Raw genomic sequence first — 18,813 nt, 5'->3', positions numbered from 1 at the left:
CTACTCCTTCACGAACAATTTGCGAGGCGTGTTGCAGAAGGTCTCGACGCCGGTGTCGGTAATCAGGATGCTCTCCGTGATTTCCAGGCCCCAGTCGTCGAGCCACAGCCCCGGCATGAAGTGAAACGTCATGCCGGGTTCGAGGACGGTCTTGTCCCCGGGACGCAGGCTCATCGTGCGCTCGCCCCAGTCGGGTGGATAGCTTGCCCCAATCGGATAACCGCAACGGCTATCTTTCTCGATGCCGAACTTGCGCAGCACCGCGAAGAACGCATTGGCGATGTCCTCGGTTTTGTTGCCCGGCTTCGCCATCGCGAGACCCGCTTCGATGCCTTCGACAACCGCCTTCTCGCCTTCGATGAAATGCTGCGGCGGGCGGCCGAGATACACCGTGCGCGAAAGCGGGCAGTGATAGCGCTTGAAGCAACCGGCGATTTCGAAGAACGTGCCGGCGTTCGCGGTGAATGCCGAGTCATCCCACGTGAGGTGCGGCGCGGCGGCGTCGGAACCCGTCGGCAATAGCGGCACGATTGCGGGATAGTCGCCGCCATAACCTTCGACGCCCGTGATGCCCGCTTCATAAATCTGCGCGACGAGATCGCTCTTCTTCATGCCCGGCTCGACCTTGTCGAGAATGCGCGCATGCATCTTCTCGACAATGCGCGCCGCGACGCGCATGTATTCGATCTCGCGCGGCGACTTTACCGCGCGCTGCCAGTTGACGAGCGCGGTCGCATCGACGAACTTCGCGTTCGGCAAATGTTGCGTCAACGACGCATACGCCTTCGCGCTGAAGTAATAGTTATCCATCTCCACGCCGATGCGCAACTTGTCCCAGCCACGCGCGGCGATAACTTCAGTGGACAAGTAATCCATCGGATGGCGCGTCGGCGACTGCACATAGTGATCCGGATAGCCGACGATATCGTCGTGCGACATGAACACCGTGCGCTTCGCGCCGTTCGCATCCTGGCCGCGGCCATACCAGACAGGATCGCCGTGCATCGCGAGGAGCACGCATTGATGCACGTAGAACGACCAGCCGTCGTAACCGGTGAGCCACGCCATGTTGGTCGGGTCGGTCACGATCATCAGATCGATGCCCGCCTTCTCCATCGCGCGCCGCGTCTTCGCGATGCGCGCGTCGTGCTCGCTGCGTTCGAACGGCAGGCGTACCACGGGCGCCTCGCCCTTCTTCAGTTGCATGATTTCGGACATCGTCCCCTCTATCAAGCGGTCACATCGTTGTGGAAAATGGTTCCTGCCTGTGCCGCGCGCGCACGCTGAATGGCGAGCGTCGCAATCGCGGTGTCTTGTGCGCCGGTGCCGGTCAGATCGCACACGGTAATTTCGTCGTCGTTCGCGCGGCCCTGCGCTTTCTGCGCGATAACTTCGCCGAGCTCCGCATAGGATGCGTCCGCATCCGTCACGCCTGCCTCGATCGCATGATGCAGCTCACCGAGCACGCGCACTTGTTGCAAGCGGTCGCATACGTAGCGCGCTTGTGCAAACACGTCGGGCGCGATTTCATTCTTGTGCTCGGCGTCCGAGCCCATCGCGGTGATATGCAGGCCGGGATGAAGATCGCGTGCATGAATCAGCGGCTCGCGGCTCGGCGTCGTCGTGATGGCGATATCGGCCTCCTTGAGCGCATGACTCACGTTCTGGGCAACATCGCACGGCAAGCCTTCGCACTCACGCGCGAATTGCTGCGCGCTGCTCGCGTCGCGTGCCCATACGGTGACATGCTCGATGTCGCGCACGAGACGCAACGCCTTCAGTTGCAAACGCGCCTGCTCGCCCGCGCCGATGATCGCGACGCGCTTCGCATCCTTGCGCGCGAGCCAGCGCGATGCCACCGCGCCCGCCGCAGCGGTGCGCACGGCGGTGAGATAACCGTTGTCGAGCAACACGGCTTCCGTGAGACCGGTGCGTGCGGACAGCACGAGCATCAGGCCGTTCAGACTCGGAAGTCCGAGCGAAGGATTGTTGAAAAAGCCGGGGCTCACCTTGATCGCAAAGCTCGGAAAACGCGGCAAATAAGCGGTTTTCACGTCGACTTCGCCAGCGTGCTCGGGAATGTCGAGACGCAGGATCGGCGGCATCGCGACGGCTTCAGTCGCGAGCGACCTGAATGCGGCTTCGACTTGCTCGATTGCGTCGAGGTCGAGCGGCACGAGCTTGCGCAATTGCGCCTGCCCGAGCAGCACGGTGGAGGTATCGATGTTGGACATGAGTTCAGGCCGCTCCGATCAGCCGGCGATGCGTTTCGATATCGATGTTGGCGCCGCTCACGACGATGACGATTGGCCCGTTCTGTGCAGCGATCGCGCCGTCGAGCAAGGCCGCGATACCGACCGCCGCCGCCCCTTCGACAACGAGCCGTTCCTCGCGATACGCATGCACGATGCCGCGCGCGATCGACACTTCGTCGAGCAACACGACCTCGTCGATGAGATCGCGCGTCATGGCGAACGTATGCGCGTTGTCGAGCCCGATGCCGCCGCCGAGCGAATCGGCGAGGGTTTCCAGTTCATCGACGAACACGGGCTTGCCTGCCGCGAGACTTGCATGCATCGCGGCCCCGCGCTCCATCGACACGCCGATCATCTTCACGTCGGGGCGAATGTTCTTTGCCGCGAACGCGACGCCGCTGAAAAGCCCGCCGCCCGACAAGGGCACGACAATGCTCGCCACGTCGGGCAGCGTTTCAAAAATTTCGAGGCCGATGGTGGCTTGTCCCGCGATAACGCGTTCATCGTCGAAGGGCGGTACGAATGCATAACCTTCTTCACGCACGAGACGTTGAGCTTCGAGTTGCGCATCGTCCTGACTCTTGCCGGCGATAACGACACGCGCGCCGAGCGCGGCCACCGCATCGACCTTGTTCTTCGGCACGAGCGAGGACATGCACACGGCCGCTTCGATGCCGAGCGCGCGCGCCGCGTGCGCAACGGCGCGGCCATGATTGCCCGTCGATGCCGTGACGACGCGCCTGCCGCCTTGCTCGGCAATCTGCGCGAGCGCATTGGTCGCGCCGCGCAATTTGAAGCTGCCCGTGGGTTGCAGCGTTTCTAGCTTCAGATGCACCGGCACGCCAGCGATGCGCGAGAGCGACAGCGAATGGACCAGCGGCGTGACGAGCGCGCGGCCTTCGATGCGCTGGCGGGCGCGGTAGACATCGGTGAGCGTAAGTGCGGACATGTGGGCTGAATTGCGTTTGAGCTATCAATGCAACTCAGTCTAATGTCCTAAAAAATCGTTTTTGATTGTCCTAGTTCATTTAGTTGAAGTCATGTACGTGCGGGTACTGGCCGAAGACTTCGCGCATCGTTTCCACGGCGCTGCGAAACGTGCTTTCGCCGACTTCCGCGCCCACGCATAACCGCACCGCATTGGGCCGGTCCGCGCCGCGCACCAGAAACGGATCGGGCGATGTCACCGCGATATTGCGATTGCGCAGCTCACGCGTAATACGTTCCGCTTCCCATTCGTCCGGCACGCGCAGCCATACCGAGAGCGCGTTCGGATGGCTGCCGAGCACGTATTCGCCGAGCACTTCGCGCACCACGCTCTGACGCGCCGCGAGACGCTCGCGCTGAATCTGCACGAGACGCTGCGCTGTGCCGTCGTTGATCCAGCGCGCGGTGACTTCCGCGATGGGCGAGGTGGCCATCCAGCAACTCACGCGCAGCACGCTTTCCGCGCGCAACGCAAGACGTCGCGGCACCGTCATGAAGCCGGTGCGCAGGCCGCTCAACACCGACTTCGTCATGCTCGTGCAGTAGAACGCCAGTTCGGGGATAAGGCTCGCGATTGGCGTCTGCGTTTTCGCGGGCAGCGCGCCGTAGACGTCGTCTTCGATCACATAGACGCCATAGCGCTCGGCGATGCGCGCGATCGCGCGGCGGCGCGAATCCGGCATCATCGCGACAGTGGGATTGTTGAGCGTCGGCGTGCAGACGAGCGCGCTCACGCGTTCGCTATCGCAGACTTCCTCGAAGTGTTCGGGGCGAATGCCGTGCTCGTCGATTTCGAGACCCTTGAGCGTAAACCCCAGCACGTTCGCCGAACCGATCACGCCGTGGTCCGTGAGGCTTTCGCACAGCACCGTATCGCCCGGCCCCACGATGCTGGCGAGGGCAAGAAAAATGCCATGCGCGACGCCGTTGGTGACGAGCAGCGTCTCCACCTTCGCGGGCATGTTGAGCGAAGCGAGCCATTCGACGCCCGCCTGACGATGACTATCGAAGCCCGCGATCGGCCTGAACGCGCGTATCCACGGCTGATCTTCAATGGTCGAGAGCGTTGCGCAGACCTTGCGCCACATCGCGTCGTGCTCGGGCGTATGCACGATGCGCGCGATGGAGAAATCGACGACCGAGCGCTCGGCGGTGTCGAGCATATAGTTGGACATGGTCTCGGTCACGCGCGCGGTGACGAAGCTGCCGCGCCCGACCTCGCAACGAATCAGCCCTTGCCTCTCCAGTTCCTTGTACGCGTTGGTGACGGTCTGCACGCTGATCGCGAGATCGGCCGCCACTTCGCGCTGCGGCGGCAAACGTTCGCCCGACGCGAGCGCGCCGCTTTCTATGTCGGCGGCCATCGCCTTGACGAGCCGCTTGTACTTCGACTGCACGCCCTGTACGGTGCGCACGGCGTCGCGCCATGTTTCATTCACTTCCGGCTCCTCGCATGCCTGGTTCCATGCACATAGTGGCCTAAAAGCGCGCGTGAAAATAATTGTCCTAGAGCAATCGGAACAAATATATGGCTTTGTATTCTGCGTCGGTGGATGCACTGCGAGTCGCTTTAAAGACCTGCTCAAAGCCCGGCGAACTAAGGGTTTTCTCTGTCTCTCGCCGGTCGCGCCGCCATAGGATTGCCCCTCTCGACCACGCTTGAAAAACCATTACTACGGGAACGATATGAACACGAAGCGACTGTCTGGAATGCTGGCGGCGGCGTGCGTCGCGGCGGCGAGCCTTGCCGCCTATGCCACGAGCGCGAGCGCGGAAACCACGTTGCAGCGCATTCAGCGCACCGGCGAGGTGCGTATCGGCTATGCGAACGAAACGCCTTTCGCCTACACGACGCCCGATGGAACCGTGACCGGCGAATCGCCCGAGATCGCGAAGAAAGTATTTGCCAAGCTCGGCGTGAAGAAGGTCGATGCGGTGCTGACCGAATGGGGTGCATTGATTCCGGGCCTGAAAGCCGGCCGCTTCGACGTGATCGCGGCGGGCATGTACATCACGCCCGAGCGTTGCAAACAAGTGGCCTTCGCCGATCCGCAATACCAGATTCCCGACACGCTGCTGACGATGAAGGGCAATCCGAAGAACCTGCATAGCTATGCCGATGTCGCGAAGCACCCGGACACGAAACTTGCTGTGATGGCTGGTACGGCCGAACTGGGTTATGCGCGTCAGGCAGGCATCAAGGATGACCAGATCCTTCAGGTTCCGGACACGACCGCGCAATTGCAGGCGGTGCGCGCACGTCGCGCCGACGCGGCCGTCGGCACGTCATTGACGATGAAGGGTCTCGCCGGCAAGGGCGGCCCGCAAGTCGAAGCGATCAGCCAGTTCAACGACGATCCGAAGCACACAGGTTATGGCGCGCTCGCGTTCCGCCCCGAAGACGCCGATCTTCGCGACGCCGTCAACAAGGAACTGCATCAATGGCTCGGCACCGACGATCACCTGAAGACGGTCGCGCCCTTCGGCTTCGACAAGTCCAACGTGACGACGAAGAAAGCGCCGGAACTGTGCGCCGGCTGAACATCGATGTATAGCGACGCGCAGCGTTCATCTCTTAGCGAGGAACCGTCATGAGTGACCTCAATGAGCTTCTGCCCTTGATGATGAAGGGCACGCTCGTCACGATCCAGATCGCCGTCATCAGCATCCTGCTCGCGATCGTGATGGCCGGCACCGCGACGGCGTTGCGCGCCGCGCCATACCGCGCCGTGCGATGGGCCGCCAACGTGTATGTCGAAGTGTTTCGCGGCACTTCGCTGCTCGTGCAATTGTTCTGGCTCTTCTTCGTGCTGCCGCTGCCGCCGTTCAACGTGCAACTGACGCCCTTCACGGTCGCTATCGTCGGTCTCGGATTGCACTATGGCGCGTATGGCTCGGAGATCCTGCGCGGCGCGCTGCGCTCGGTGCCGGGCGGGCAATACGAAGCAGCGCTTGCGCTGAACCTGCCGGCCGCGGCGCGGCTGCGCCGCGTCGTGCTACCGCAGGCGATGATCAACGCGCTGCCGCCCGCGACTAACCTGATGATCGAGTTGTTGAAAGGCACCTCGCTCGTCTCGCTCATCACGCTCTCGGACCTCACGTTCCGCGCGCGTCAGCTCGACGAAGCGACCTTCAAGACGGCGGAAATCTTCGGACTCACGCTGCTGATCTACTTCGTGCTCGCGCAAGTGATCGTCGCCGTGATGCGCGTGTTCGAGCGGCGCGTGAGCAGTCATGTCGCCATTCGCCGCGCTGTTCCGGGGGCCGCATCATGACGACGCTGGGTCAACTCTTCGATGTGAAATACGCGCTGCATATCCTGCCCGAACTCGCGCGCGCGGCGATCTATACGATCGGCATCACGCTCGTCGGATTCGCCATCGCGCTCGTGCTCGGCCTCGTCCTCGCAATCATGCGGCGCAGCGATTTCGCGCCGCTCGCGAAGACGACCGCGCTCTTCATCGAGTTCATTCGCAGCACGCCGCTGCTGATTCAGGTGTACGTGCTCTTCTATGTCGCGCCGCTTTACGGCTTCACGATGTCCGCGCTGATGGCGGGCACGCTCGGCATCGCCGTGCACTATGCGTGCTATGTGTCCGAGGTGTATCGCGCGGGACTCAACGGCGTCGCGCGCGGGCAGTGGGAAGCGTCGTGCGCGCTGTCGCTCAGGCCGTGGCGCACCTATACGGGCGTGATCCTGCCGCAGGCGATTCGTCCGGTGATTCCCGCGCTCGGCAACTATCTCGTCGCGATGTTCAAGGACACGCCGGTGCTCTCCGCGATCACCGTCGTCGAACTGATGCAGCAGGCGAAGAACATCGGCTCCGAGACCTTTCGCTATCTCGAACCGATCACGATGACCGGGATCTTCTTCCTCCTCATCAGCGTGACGTTCGCTTCGGGCGTGCGTCATCTCGAACGGCGCGTGAGGCTGCCATGACCGGCGGACTTCGCGTATCGACCACTCAGACCCCGCTGGACGGCGCACGGTAATGCAACTCCAGGAGCAGCAGATGAAACGAGATCTCGACCCCGCGCTCGGTGCCGCAGCCGACGCGAGCGCGAATACGCCGATGGTGCGCTTTCGCAACGTCACCAAGCGCTACGGCGCGCTCACCGTGCTCGACGGCCTCGATCTCGATGTCGCGTCGAACGAGAAGGTTGCGATCATCGGGCCGAGCGGCTCGGGCAAGTCCACGCTGCTGCGCGTGTTGATGACGCTCGATCCGCTGACCGATGGCGTTATCGAAGTGGATGGCGAGCCGCTCACGCACGAAATGCGCGGCGGCAAGCTCGTGCCCGCATCGCCGCGACACGTGCGCCAGGTACGCAGCAAGATCGGCATGGTCTTTCAGAGCTTCAATCTCTTTCCGCACATGACCGCGCTCGCGAATACGATCGAAGCGCCGATGAGTGTGCTCGGTCTGTCGAGGAAGGAAGCGACCGAGCGAGCGCGCGAATTGCTGTCGCTCGTGGGCCTTTCCGAAAAGTGCGAGCACTATCCGTCGCAGTTGTCGGGCGGGCAGCAGCAGCGTGTCGCGATTGCGCGCGCGCTCGCCATGCGCCCGAAGATCATGCTGTTCGATGAAGTGACGTCGGCGCTCGATCCGGAATTGTGCGGCGAAGTGCTCAACGTGATTCGGCGTCTGGGCGAAGAGCACAACCTCACGATGCTGATGGTCACGCACCAGATGGGCTTCGCCAAGGAGTTCGCCGATCGCGTGTGCTTCTTCTCGCAAGGCAAGATCATCGAGCAGGCGCCGCCGCGGCAGTTCTTCTCCGCGCCGCAGCATGAGCGCACGCGCCAGTTCCTGCGCGCCGTCACCGAGGCGACCTGATCGGGCACGGCGTCGCGGTCCGTTAATTGCTGCGCGCTCTTCGCATGGCCAGATGCTTGCGCCACCGGAGAGTGCGATGCCCCCTACCCTGCATAAAGTCGCGCGCTTCGCGGATCTGTCCGCCGAGCGCGGTACCCGCGTGTGCGTCAAAGGTGACGACAAAGACGCGAAGGACATTCCCATCCTGCTCGTGCGCGATGGAGAAAGCGTGCGCGCCTATACCGCCGAATGCCCTCATGCGGGCGGCCCGCTCGACGAAGGCGCGATCTGCAACGGCCGCATCGTCTGTCCGTGGCACAAGGGCACCTTCGAAGTTCGCGACGGCAGTCTCGTCGAGCCGCCGCCATTAAAAGCATTAACGCGCTATGAAGCGACGCTCAAGGACGGCGACGTGTACGTGTCCACTCAAACCGTCGACAGCGGCGAAGTCACGCAAAAGCAGACCGGCGATAGCCGCACCATGCTGATCGTCGGCGCGGGCGCGGCGGGCGCGGCCGCATGTTCCGCGTTGCGCGAAGCGGGTTTCGGCGGGCGCATGGTGCTCGTCGGCGACGATGCGCGCGAGCCGTACGATCGCACGTCGCTCAGCAAGTTCACGCTTGCGGGCGACATGCCGCCCGACGATGTCCCGTCTTTGCTAGGCGACGATTTCTTCGCGAAGCACGACATCGAGCGCAACGAATCGCCGGTCGTTCATCTCGACGCAAAGATGCGCCATGCCGAACTCGCAAGCGGACAAGAGATCGACTACGACGCCGCGTTGATCTGCACCGGCGGCATTCCGAAGCCGCTCACAATACCCGGCGCGAATCTCGACCACGTGCATCTGCTGCGCACCCGCGACGATGCGCGCGCGATTCTCGCTTCACTCGAAGGACGCAAGCGCGTCGTGATCGTCGGGGCGAGTTTCATCGGGCTCGAAGCGGCTTCATGTCTGAGGAAGCAGCACATGGATGTCACCATCGTCGCGCCGGGCAAGGTGCCATTCGCGAAGCAGTTCGGCGAGCGCATCGGCGAAATGTTCAGGAAACTGCACGAAAAGAACGGCGTGACGTTTCATATGAATTCGCGTGTCAGCGCATTCAGGGGCGGCAATGGGTTAAGCGAAGTTATCCTCGATTCGGGTGAAAAGATCGCGGCCGATGTCGTGCTCGCCGGCACGGGCGTCGATCCCGCCACGTCGTTTCTGTCGGGCGTCGCGCTCGCGGATGACGGCGGCATCGAAGTCGATTCGTCCATGCTCGCCGCGCCCGCACTCTATGCCGCCGGCGATGTCGCGCGCTTTCCCTTGCCGCGCGCGGATCAAAGCGTGCGCATCGAGCATTGGCGCGTCGCGCAGCAACATGCACGCGTCGCCGCTTACAACATGGCGGGCAGTGCGCGTAAGTATGTCGGCGTTCCCTACTTCTGGACTTATCACTACGAGAAGACTTTCGACTATCTCGGACATGTTAGCGAGCCGGATAACATTGAAATAGACGGCGACCTCGATGCACAGCATTTCATCGCCTATCTGATGAAGGACGGACGCGTGGGCGCGGTCGTCGCGTGCGAACACGACACCGCCGTATGCCGACTCGCCGAAGCGATGCGCGAACCGCTCACACTCGACGACGCGCGCCGTATCGCCAACGCCTGAAGCGCTCGGCTATGACCACGAAACGTCCCGATGTCGAACCTGAACAGGAGCCCGCATCGCTGGACGAATGCCGGCGTTGCGCGCTCTGGGAACACGCGACGCAAGCGGTGCCCGGCAATGGCCCGCGTCATGCGCCAATCATGATCGTCGGCGAGCAGCCCGGCGACCAGGAGGACTTGCAGGGCAAGCCGTTCGTCGGACCCGCGGGCGCGATGCTCGATCGCGCGCTCGAAGAAGCGGGCGTCGCGCGCAAAGAGGTGTACGTGACGAATGCCGTGAAGCACTTCAAGTGGGAACCGCGCGGCAAGCGGCGTCTGCACAAGACGCCCGGGCAGCGCGAGATCGACGCGTGCCATTACTGGCTCGATCGAGAGACAGGCGACATTGCGCCGAAGGTAATCGTCGCGCTAGGCTCGACCGCGCTGAAGTCGGTGTTACGCGATGCGAAGGCGACGTTGCAGACTTCGATAGGACGCGCGATCGAACACGATGGACATGCGATCGTCGCGACGTATCATCCGTCGTTCGCGTTGCGCGCGCCCGATCCGCAAACGCGCGAGCGTGCTTATAAGGCGATAGTCGACGCTTTGCGCGATGCGCATCGGCTCGTCGCCCATCATCGGAAAGAGCGTTGAGGAAAAGCTATGGCGACGAGTACAAATACCACAGCGAAGAAGAAAAGCAGCGGCAAGCGGCCGAGCACGCGTCAGCGGCATGCGCTCGCGACCGCCCGCAAAAAGCCGACGCGCGCCGCGCATCGCTGGTCGCATCATGTTATGGAAACGAGCGATGCAATGGATATTCAGCGCGATGTCTTTAAAACCGGCAATGCGCAGGAAATCGCGGATTCGCTCAAGCGCTCATCGACGCGCAGCACGCGCCGCAAGGGTTCGCCATTTCAATCGGCGATGTCGATGTTGAACTTCTATATCAATCGCGCGGGACGCAATCTGCCGAAGTCGCGCAAGAGCACGCTGGAACGCGCGAAGAAGCGCTTGCGCGAAGCGTTCGGACGCAAGCCGTGAAAACAATCGCGCGGCCCCGTAGAAACGAGGCCGCGCGCGTTGCTTTCCGCTACTTCCCGAAAGATCAAGGTTGACGCTGACCGCCCTTATGCTGCGGCAACGGCTGATTCTGTTGCTGCTGGCCGGTCTGCTGATCTTGTTGCGGTTGCCCCGGCGACCATTCCTGCTGACCATGCTGCTTGTGCGATGGGTCCGTCTGATTCGGCGTCGATGGCTTATCGCCCGTTTGCTTTTGATTTCCGCTCATGAAGCCCTCCTGGCTGTGTCATTGCGCTCGAAAGTCGCATGACGACGTTGCAGTGGAAAAGCCGCGGCTTGCGCCGCACAATCTTTCGAGCATCACGCGTACCAGAACGAACGTCCGCAAGCGAAAGCACTGCGCGATTTTTCCGTCGCGCCGCGCGCGTGCAAAAACTGCCAGATGAATGCAAGCCTTGCAAAGTCGCGAGGAACGTCGCTTGCTTCGCACAACAACGATGCGACCCGTTCACAAAGGAGATAGCAATGGCGCAAGAACCTCCACTCAATCCCGGCGATGAAGCCGAGCCCGGCGAGACCGGTTCGGGCGAGGACATTTGTCCGGACTGCAACGGCTCGGGCAAGCGCGAAGGCGCCGAATGCAACACATGCGGGGGAACCGGCAAAGTGACACAGGGCATTGGCGGCGGTTGAATCGACGTCTCTTTCAGGAGCCACGCATTGAAAACGCACCCGCGCCGCCACGCGCTCGCGCTCGCACTGCTGCTCGCGAGCGGCGCGGTCATGGCCGACGATTACGCGCAGGACTTCGGCCCGAATCCGACCTTACCCGCGCCGCACAAATCGCTGATGCCGACGGTGAATATCGCGCCGGCCAAACCGTGGGCGCAGGGACAAAAGCCCATCGCGCCCTCCGGTTTCGATGTAACCGCGTTCGCCGCGGGGCTCGAACATCCGCGCTGGCTCGCGACGCTGCCCAATGGCGATGTGCTCGTCGCCGAGAGCAATGCGCCCGCGAAGCATGACGAAAACGCCGGTATCAAAGGCTTCGTGATGAAGAAGGTGATGAAGCGCGCGGGCGCGGCCGTGCAAAGCCCCGATCGCATCATCTTGCTGCGCGATGCCGACGGCGATGGCGTCGCTGAAACGCGCACCGTCTTCATCGACAAGCTGCATTCGCCGTTCGGCATGGCGCTCGTCGGCGACGATCTGTACGTCGCGGATACCGACGCGATCCTGCGCTTCAAGTACGAAAACGGCGCGACGCAGATCACGACGCCCGGCGAGAAGTTCATCGACTTGCCTGCTGGCGATATCAACCATCACTGGACCAAGAACATCATCGCGAGCCGTGACGGCAAGAAGCTTTACGTTACGGTCGGCTCGAACAGCAACGCGGCGGAGAATGGCATCGACGCGGAGAACGGCCGCGCGGCGATCATGGAAGTGGATATCGAAACGAAGCAGTCGCGCCTGTTCGCAACGGGTTTGCGCAATGCGAACGGCATGTCGTGGCAGCCGCAAAGCGGCGCGCTCTGGACCGTGGTCAACGAGCGCGACGAACTCGGCAACGAACTCGTGCCGGACTATCTGACATCGGTAAAAGACGGCGCGTTCTATGGCTGGCCCTATAGCTATTACGGCCAGCATGTCGATGAGCGCGTGAAGCCGCAACGCGCGGATCTCGTGCAAGCGGCAATCGCGCCCGACTATGCGATCGGCGCGCACACCGCTTCGCTCGGGCTCGCGTTCTACGACGGCACCGCGTTTCCGGAGCGTTATCGCAACGGCGCGTTTATCGGTCAGCATGGTTCGTGGAATCGCAAGCCGAGAAGCGGCTACAAAGTTATCTTCGTGCCCTTCGACGACGGCAAGCCTTCAGGACCGCCCGAAGATATTCTGACGGGCTTTCTGTCGTCGGACGGCCATGCGCTCGGGCGTCCCGTCGGCGTGGCGATCGATGGCAAAGGCGCGCTGCTCGTCGCCGACGATATCGGCAATGCGGTGTGGCGGGTCGCGCCCGCCGCGAAATGAATGGCCGCGCGAACGCCGAAACGCGGCGCGACGAATCTCTTCACGCTCGCGGAGAAACAGCTCGTCGGGCTCTACGACGCGGGCGTGATGTCGCCCGCCGTGCTGCATCACGTCGTCGCGGCGTATGCGGATAGCGGCATCGACTGGCACGGCGACGGCAAGCTGAAAACCGTGGATGGTCATACGGTGCAGGAAGCCGTCGTGCTCGTGATGATGCCGGGACGCGCGCTGAAGAACGCGCGCAAGGACTTCATCTCGGTGGTCGAACATCTCGCGGGCGTCGAACCTCAGGCCCAGGACGACGAAGAAGCCGATGACGACGAAGAGCTGCTGACTCAACTCAGCGGCGATACATCGTCGCCGCGTTCAAAAACGTCGAAAACGCGCGCCGCGAAGAAGAGCACGCAAACGGCGGAGCCGAAACGGGCGGCGTTCAATCCGCTCGTCGGCGCGCGTGCCGTGCGCGGCAACGACCAAGGTTAGTCGCGCGTCGATCAATGCGGCACGCGCGGCGCAATCAGATCGAGCAGATCGTCCATGTCGAAAGGCTTCGCGAGAATCGGCACGCCGAGATGCTTCGCGCGTTCCAGTTCGTCGGCATAACCCGTCATCAACACGAGCTTCTGCGCTGGCAGGCGCTGCGTGATCTGTTCGGCCAGATCGATGCCGTTCATGCGGCCCGGCATCTGCACGTCCGACAGCACGAGATCGAAGCCGTAGCCTTCGCCTAACAGGTCGAACGCGGCATCCGCGCTTTGCTCGTGACGCACCGTGCAACCGAGCACTTCGAGCACCGCCGTCACGCCCGCCGCGACGTCCGCGTTGTCTTCGACGAGAAGCACCGACGTGCCGCGCAACGGCACTTCTTCAACGGATGCGGGCGCGCTCGCCGGCGTGGCGACGTCGGGCGGCACGTAGGCGTTCGACTCCCTCCGCGCCGGCACATGATGGCGCGGCAGATAAAGCCGCACGGTCGTGCCCGATCCCGCCACGCTCGTGATGCGCGCCGTGCCGCCCGCCTGCTCGCACGCGGCGAGCACCTGCGTAAGACCGAGGCCCGTGCCCGCGCCGCGCTGCTTCGTTGTGAAAAGCGGCTCGAACGCGCGCCGCCGCACTTGCTCGGTCATGCCTTCGCCGTTGTCGGTAATCGAGACGAGCACGTATTCGCCATCGGGAATGTCCGTATCCGCGCCGCGCACGCGCGCATTCTGGCAACGGATCAGCACACGCCCGCCGTATGGCATCGCGTCGCTCGCATTCACCGCGACATTCACGAGCGCGAGTTCCAGTTCGACCGGATCGGCCATCACGCCCCACAGATCGGGCGACAACTCCAGCGTCACCGTGACGGACGGATGCACCGATTTCTTCACGAGATCGAGCACGCTTCTCAGCCAGTCGGCGGGATCGAGCAATTCGCGTTTCAACGGCTGTTTGCGCGCGACGCTCATCAGCCGCCGCGCGAGCGACTCGGCGCCGGCCGTGGCGCGCTCCACTGCGAGCACTTCGCTCTCGACGTCGTTGAAGCGCTTGTGCCGCGCGAGTTCCATGTTCGCGCCGACGACCATCAGCAGATTGTTGAAGTCGTGCGCGACGTTCGCGACGAGATTGCCGAGCGCGCCCATGCGCCGCAATTGCCGGCTCGACGCTTCGATGGAAAGGCGCGTCGCGACTTCGGCTTGCCAGCGTTCCCATGCGGCCTGCTCCGCGTTGAGCCGCCGGATCGAAAACAGGATCAGCAGCCACACCGCGATGCACGGTAGCAGCGCGATGGTCGCGACCAGCGCTAGATTGTTGCGCCAGCGCGCGTCGATGGCGGACACCGCATAGCCCGTTGAAACATAGAGCGGATAATCGCCGACGCGTCTGAAGGCGAGCAACCGGTCCACGTGATCGACGCTCGAACGCATGCGCATGCTGCCGTACAGCTCGTTGTTGCGAAAGGCGGTGGTAAAAGGCGTGTTCGTTGCAGGTTGCGTGCTGTCCGTGCTGGCCGGAAAGCGCGCGAGGATATTGCCGTCGCGGCGATAGAGTCCGATGACGACAGCTTGATCGCCGCCCGCGAGTTCGCGATAGAAGTCCGTGAGGTAATCGCGCTTCAACGCAATCGACACGACGCCCAGAAAGCGCCCGTCGTGGCCAATGCGTCCCATCGTCGTCGTGAACACGTCCGAGCGCGCCACCTTACCGCGCAACGGCAGCGAGAAATACGTGACGGGCGCCACTGCGCGCGCGGACTGAAAGTCGTCGCGATCCTCAATCGATACGGAAGGCGATGGATACCAGCGGCTATTCGCGAGCAGCGCGCCTTTCTCGCCGAATACGGAAATCGCCGCGATTTGCGCGAGCGTGCCGCTCATGTCGTCGAGCGTGCGATGCAGCGCTTCTTCACGGCTTTTGATCTGCGCGTCGTCGCTATCGCCGAGAAGATCGACGACGCGCGTCTCCAATTGCTGATTCAGATCGATAACTTTCAGCGCGTGTTCGTCGGCGACGCGCGTGAGACGCTCGGTCAGTTCCCGCGCGTCTTCAAAGCGGCGTAGATGATCGTAATAGCCGTAGATGCAAAGGCACGCGATCGGAATCGCGATCGACGCGCCCAATACGAGCAGCAGCATCTTCCGCATCGACGCGAAATTGCGGGCGGGCAGCGGCAGATCGAATGTCGCGCTCTCTGTGGAGTCCAAGCGTTGCGTCTCCGAGGGAATCGACCGGTATATCGTAACCGGCGCGCAGTCGGAGCGATATGAAGAATGAGAACTGCGCCGGGCGGGGCATTCTCTTTTAACGCGGCGCGCGCGTCAATCGCCGCTGGCTTTCATTCTTGTTCAGCGAAGCGCGTGCGTGCGCCAGTCGTCGTAGGGCGTGATCGGGAGAACACGCTTGTGATGCGTCGCGTCGTAGAAGCGATAGATGGTCGTGTAGACCTCGTCGGAGACGCGCTTGCCTTCGAGAAAATCGTCGATGTCTTCGTAGCCGATGCCGTAGCTGTCTTCGTCCGGCTTCATCGGCGTGAGTGTTTCGAGATCGGCGGTCGGGACCTTTCTCGCGACTTCGATGCTCGCACCGAGCGCTTCCGCGAGCGCGCGCACGCGGCGCTTGTTCAGGCCGTAGAGCGGCAACACGTCCGCGCCGCCATCGCCGAATTTGGTGAAGAAGCCCATCAGCGATTCGGCCGCGTGGTCCGTGCCGATCACCACGCCCGCGTGTGCCGCGGCCACCGCGTATTGCGCGATCATGCGCTGGCGCGCCTTGATGTTGCCGAGCACGAAGTCCTCGTGCTTTTCGTCGCGATACAGCACGCCCGATTTCGCGAGCGATTCGCGCATGGCGTCGGCGGCCGGCTTCACGTGGACGGTGAGCGTTTCATCGGGCTGAATGAACGCGAGCGCGCGTTGCGCATCGGCTTCGTCGCGCTGCTCGCCGTAGGGAAGACGCATCGCGATGAAGCGCGCATCGACATGGCGCGCGCGCAGACGCTCGACCGCCAGTTGTGCGAGACGCCCCGCCGTCGACGAGTCCACGCCGCCGCTGATGCCGAGCACATAGCTTTTGAGCTTCTGTGCTTCGAGATAATCGGCGAGGAACGCGATACGGCGTTCGCGTTCCGCGTCGAGATCGAAGACCGGCGCGACCTTCAGTTCTTCGATGATGCCGGGCTGGCGGGTAGCGTGTTCGTTCGACATCGAGTGGCTCGCTTGGGGCGTGGGGACTTCGTAACCCTACAGCAAAGCGCGAGCCACGGCGTCAGCCGGCCATTTCGCGATCCGGCGTGGACGAGATGCGATGAATCGCGAGGTCGGCGCCGTTGAACTCTTCCTCGCGATCGAGCCGCAAACCGACCGTCATCTTGATCGCGCCATACACGGCCGCGCCGCCCGCGAGCGCGAGCGCCACCGCGCCCGCCGTGCCGATGACCTGCGACCACATCGACACGCCGCCGATACCGCCAAACGCCTTCTGCCCGAAGATGCCCGCCGCAATGCCGCCCCACGCGCCGCACATGCCGTGCAGCGGCCACACGCCGAGCACGTCGTCGATGCGCCAGCGGTTCTGCACGCACGTGAACATCTGCACGAACAGCACGCCCGCGACCGCGCCGGCGATCAGCGCGCCGAGCGGATGCATGAGGTCCGAGCCCGCGCATACCGCGACGAGACCCGCGAGCGGCCCGTTATACGTGAAGCCCGGATCGTTGCGGCCCGCGACCCACGCGGCGAGCGTGCCGCCGACCATCGCCATCAGCGAATTCACGGCGACGAGGCCGCTGATCTTGTCGACCGTCTGCGCGCTCATCACGTTGAAGCCGAACCAGCCGACGGCGAGCACCCACGCACCCAGCGCAAGAAACGGAATGCTCGAAGGCGGATGCGCGGCGATGCGCCCGTCCTTGTGATAACGCCCGTGACGCGGCCCGAGCAGCAGCACGGCCGGCAACGCGACCCAGCCGCCGAACGCATGCACGACGACCGAGCCCGCGAAATCGTGAAACGGCGCGCCGAACGCGTGCGTCAACCAGCCCTGAATGCCGAAGCGCCCGTTCCATGCCACGCCTTCCAGCAAGGGATAAATGAAGCCGACGATCACGCAGGTCGCGAACAATTGCGGATTGAACTTCGCGCGCTCCGCGATGCCGCCCGACACGATCGCCGGAATCGCCGCAGCGAAAGTCAGCAGGAAGAAGAAGCGCACGAGCGCATAACCGTTGTGCTCGGCGAGGATATCGGCGCTGTGCATGAACTGCACGCCATACGCGATGTTGTAGCCGATAAAGAAGTACGCGAGCGTCGAGACCGCGAAGTCCACGAGGATCTTCACGAGCGCGTTCACCTGATTCTCGCGGCGCACGGTGCCGAGTTCGAGGAACGCGAAACCCGCGTGCATCGCAAGCACCATCGCGGCGCCCAGCAGCAAAAAGAGAGTGTCGGTTCCGGATTGGAGTGCCTGCATGATTCGAGCGGTCGGTCTTAAGGAGGCGCACATTTCGCAAGTTCCGGACCAAGTTGGCGCAATCGGCATCGAAACGGTGCAGACGCTTTGCAGGCACGGTTAAACATGGTGCAACGCGCGTTCACGCGGCTTTTACGGTGCGCACGTTCATGGTGCAATGCCCCGTTGTATCGCATCGCGTGCACCGGGCGAGAGCCAAAATTTTCAGCATGCAGGCTTAGCGTAGGGTGATCGCAAGCATGCGACACGCCTCACGTTTGCCGCGCGCCGCGACTATTCTGGAGACTGGTCCGCGCGAAACGGAGTGGTCCATGACCTCTCGCATCGAACCTTTTGGCGAGCACGTGCGCATGGAACCGCATGCGCGCGATCCGCGTGTGGTGACGGTCGTGCTCGACCGGCCCGCGCGTAGCAATGCCGTCGATCGGTCCGTGGCCGACGCATTGCGCGCGGCGTTTGAGCGCTTCGATGCGGACGATGCGCTATCGGTCGCCGTGCTGTGGGGCGCGGGCGGCACGTTCTGCGCGGGCGCGGATTTGTCCGCACTGAACGACGACGCGCGCCGCAACGAGATCCATGCCGACGGCGGCGGCCCCGGCCCGATGGGACCGACGCGACTCGCGCTGACCAAACCCGTGATCGCGGCGATCGCCGGTCATGCGGTCGCGGGCGGACTCGAACTCGCGGCGTGGTGCGATCTGCGCGTCGTCGAGGAAAGCGCGGTGCTCGGCGTGTTTTGCAGGCGCATTGGCGTGCCGCTCATCGATGGCGGCACGATACGGCTGCCGCGTCTTGTCGGCATGTCGCGCGCGCTCGACCTGATCCTGACCGGCCGCGCGGTCGATGCGCACGAAGCGCTCGCCATTGGTCTTGCGAACCGCATCGCGCCGGCAGGCGATGCGCGCAACGTAGCCGAAGCGCTCGCATGCGAACTGGCCGCGCTGCCGCAAGCCGCGCTGCGCGCCGACTTGTGCTCGGTGCACGACAACGCGTTCGACGCGGATATCGCCCGCGCATTGCAGCGCGAAGGCGCGAATGGATATCACGCGGTCTTCGATGAAGGTCTCGACGGCGCGGCGCGTTTCGTCGCACGCGGTCGGCACTGA

The 18,813-nt window shown here is 63.3% G+C and carries 19 protein-coding genes; 11 read left to right on the top strand and 8 right to left on the bottom strand.

Annotated elements, in window-relative coordinates; translation table 11 throughout:
* From doeA to ehuR, 4 genes are all read right to left on the bottom strand, one after another.
* A complete protein-coding gene (gene doeA, locus AWB82_RS04515; RefSeq protein ID WP_086965949.1) occupies positions 1 to 1,218 on the bottom strand; it encodes an ectoine hydrolase DoeA in 1,218 nt (405 codons plus the stop codon).
* An 11-nt stretch (positions 1,219 to 1,229) separates the two neighbouring features.
* A complete protein-coding gene (locus AWB82_RS04510) occupies positions 1,230 to 2,234 on the bottom strand; it encodes a cyclodeaminase (RefSeq protein WP_086965948.1) in 1,005 nt (334 codons plus the stop codon).
* Between the two features lie 4 nt (positions 2,235 to 2,238).
* Positions 2,239 to 3,204, bottom strand: coding sequence for a hydroxyectoine utilization dehydratase EutB (gene eutB, locus AWB82_RS04505; protein WP_086965947.1), 966 nt, complete (start codon positions 3,202 to 3,204; stop codon positions 2,239 to 2,241).
* A gap of 79 nt (positions 3,205 to 3,283) precedes the next feature.
* Positions 3,284 to 4,681, bottom strand: coding sequence for a MocR-like ectoine utilization transcription factor EhuR (gene ehuR, locus AWB82_RS04500; RefSeq protein ID WP_086965946.1), 1,398 nt, complete (start codon positions 4,679 to 4,681; stop codon positions 3,284 to 3,286).
* 247 nt (positions 4,682 to 4,928) lie between these two features.
* Between ehuR and ehuB the strand changes: the two genes are divergently transcribed.
* The 7 genes from ehuB to AWB82_RS04465 all read left to right on the top strand — a co-directional run bounded on the left by ehuB (position 4,929) and on the right by AWB82_RS04465 (position 10,744).
* Complete coding sequence (gene ehuB, locus AWB82_RS04495) at positions 4,929 to 5,783, top strand: ectoine/hydroxyectoine ABC transporter substrate-binding protein EhuB (protein ID WP_086965945.1); 855 nt, start codon at positions 4,929 to 4,931, stop codon at positions 5,781 to 5,783.
* A 50-nt stretch (positions 5,784 to 5,833) separates the two neighbouring features.
* On the top strand, positions 5,834 to 6,517 hold the full coding sequence (gene ehuC, locus AWB82_RS04490) for an ectoine/hydroxyectoine ABC transporter permease subunit EhuC (protein ID WP_200818038.1): 684 nt from the start codon (positions 5,834 to 5,836) through the stop codon (positions 6,515 to 6,517).
* The gene (gene ehuD / locus AWB82_RS04485; RefSeq protein WP_086965944.1) at positions 6,514 to 7,182 is read left to right on the top strand and encodes an ectoine/hydroxyectoine ABC transporter permease subunit EhuD; all 669 of its coding nucleotides are present in this window, start codon (positions 6,514 to 6,516) and stop codon (positions 7,180 to 7,182) included. The genes ehuC and ehuD overlap by 4 nt, the downstream gene beginning before the upstream one ends.
* A 73-nt stretch (positions 7,183 to 7,255) precedes the next feature.
* Positions 7,256 to 8,080: an ectoine/hydroxyectoine ABC transporter ATP-binding protein EhuA gene (gene ehuA / locus AWB82_RS04480; protein ID WP_086965943.1), complete on the top strand. Its 825-nt coding sequence runs from the start codon at positions 7,256 to 7,258 to the stop codon at positions 8,078 to 8,080.
* Between the two features lie 76 nt (positions 8,081 to 8,156).
* A complete protein-coding gene (locus tag AWB82_RS04475) occupies positions 8,157 to 9,719 on the top strand; it encodes an FAD-dependent oxidoreductase (RefSeq protein WP_086965942.1) in 1,563 nt (520 codons plus the stop codon).
* Between the two features lie 11 nt (positions 9,720 to 9,730).
* A complete protein-coding gene (locus AWB82_RS04470; RefSeq protein ID WP_235023175.1) occupies positions 9,731 to 10,354 on the top strand; it encodes a UdgX family uracil-DNA binding protein in 624 nt (207 codons plus the stop codon).
* Between the two features lie 9 nt (positions 10,355 to 10,363).
* Complete coding sequence (locus AWB82_RS04465; RefSeq protein ID WP_086965940.1) at positions 10,364 to 10,744, top strand: DUF3175 domain-containing protein; 381 nt, start codon at positions 10,364 to 10,366, stop codon at positions 10,742 to 10,744.
* A gap of 64 nt (positions 10,745 to 10,808) precedes the next feature.
* On the opposite strand, the gene AWB82_RS04460 is transcribed toward AWB82_RS04465, so the two are convergent.
* Positions 10,809 to 10,991, bottom strand: coding sequence for a hypothetical protein (locus AWB82_RS04460; protein WP_086965939.1), 183 nt, complete (start codon positions 10,989 to 10,991; stop codon positions 10,809 to 10,811).
* A 257-nt stretch (positions 10,992 to 11,248) separates the two neighbouring features.
* Here AWB82_RS04460 and AWB82_RS37895 point away from each other — a divergent pair, with 257 nt between their 5' ends.
* The 3 genes from AWB82_RS37895 (at position 11,249) to AWB82_RS04450 (ending at position 13,240) form a co-directional block, all read left to right on the top strand.
* Complete coding sequence (locus AWB82_RS37895) at positions 11,249 to 11,416, top strand: hypothetical protein (RefSeq protein ID WP_200818037.1); 168 nt, start codon at positions 11,249 to 11,251, stop codon at positions 11,414 to 11,416.
* Between the two features lie 90 nt (positions 11,417 to 11,506).
* A complete protein-coding gene (locus tag AWB82_RS04455) occupies positions 11,507 to 12,757 on the top strand; it encodes a PQQ-dependent sugar dehydrogenase (protein ID WP_235023181.1) in 1,251 nt (416 codons plus the stop codon).
* Positions 12,758 to 13,240 (top strand): hypothetical protein, encoded by a 483-nt coding sequence (locus AWB82_RS04450; RefSeq protein WP_086965938.1) that lies wholly within the window; start codon positions 12,758 to 12,760, stop codon positions 13,238 to 13,240.
* A gap of 11 nt (positions 13,241 to 13,251) precedes the next feature.
* Here the strand turns inward: AWB82_RS04450 and AWB82_RS04445 are convergent, their stop codons facing one another.
* The 3 genes from AWB82_RS04445 to AWB82_RS04435 all read right to left on the bottom strand — a co-directional run bounded on the left by AWB82_RS04445 (position 13,252) and on the right by AWB82_RS04435 (position 17,707).
* Positions 13,252 to 15,444 carry a hybrid sensor histidine kinase/response regulator gene (locus AWB82_RS04445; RefSeq protein ID WP_086965937.1) on the bottom strand — a complete coding sequence of 731 codons (2,193 nt, stop codon included), beginning with the start codon at positions 15,442 to 15,444 and terminating at the stop codon, positions 13,252 to 13,254.
* Positions 15,445 to 15,585: 141 nt separating this feature from the next.
* A complete protein-coding gene (nadE, locus tag AWB82_RS04440; RefSeq protein ID WP_086965936.1) occupies positions 15,586 to 16,443 on the bottom strand; it encodes an ammonia-dependent NAD(+) synthetase in 858 nt (285 codons plus the stop codon).
* A gap of 61 nt (positions 16,444 to 16,504) precedes the next feature.
* Positions 16,505 to 17,707 (bottom strand): ammonium transporter, encoded by a 1,203-nt coding sequence (locus AWB82_RS04435; protein WP_086965935.1) that lies wholly within the window; start codon positions 17,705 to 17,707, stop codon positions 16,505 to 16,507.
* A gap of 311 nt (positions 17,708 to 18,018) precedes the next feature.
* Here AWB82_RS04435 and AWB82_RS04430 point away from each other — a divergent pair, with 311 nt between their 5' ends.
* Positions 18,019 to 18,813, top strand: coding sequence for a crotonase/enoyl-CoA hydratase family protein (locus AWB82_RS04430; RefSeq protein WP_086965934.1), 795 nt, complete (start codon positions 18,019 to 18,021; stop codon positions 18,811 to 18,813).

It is taken from the genome of Caballeronia glebae, from assembly GCF_001545035.1.
In the GTDB taxonomy this organism is placed as follows: Bacteria; Pseudomonadota; Gammaproteobacteria; order Burkholderiales; family Burkholderiaceae; genus Caballeronia; species Caballeronia glebae.
The sequence above is the reverse complement of the archived record's forward strand: the minus strand, read 5'-3'. Positions and strand labels throughout refer to the sequence as shown.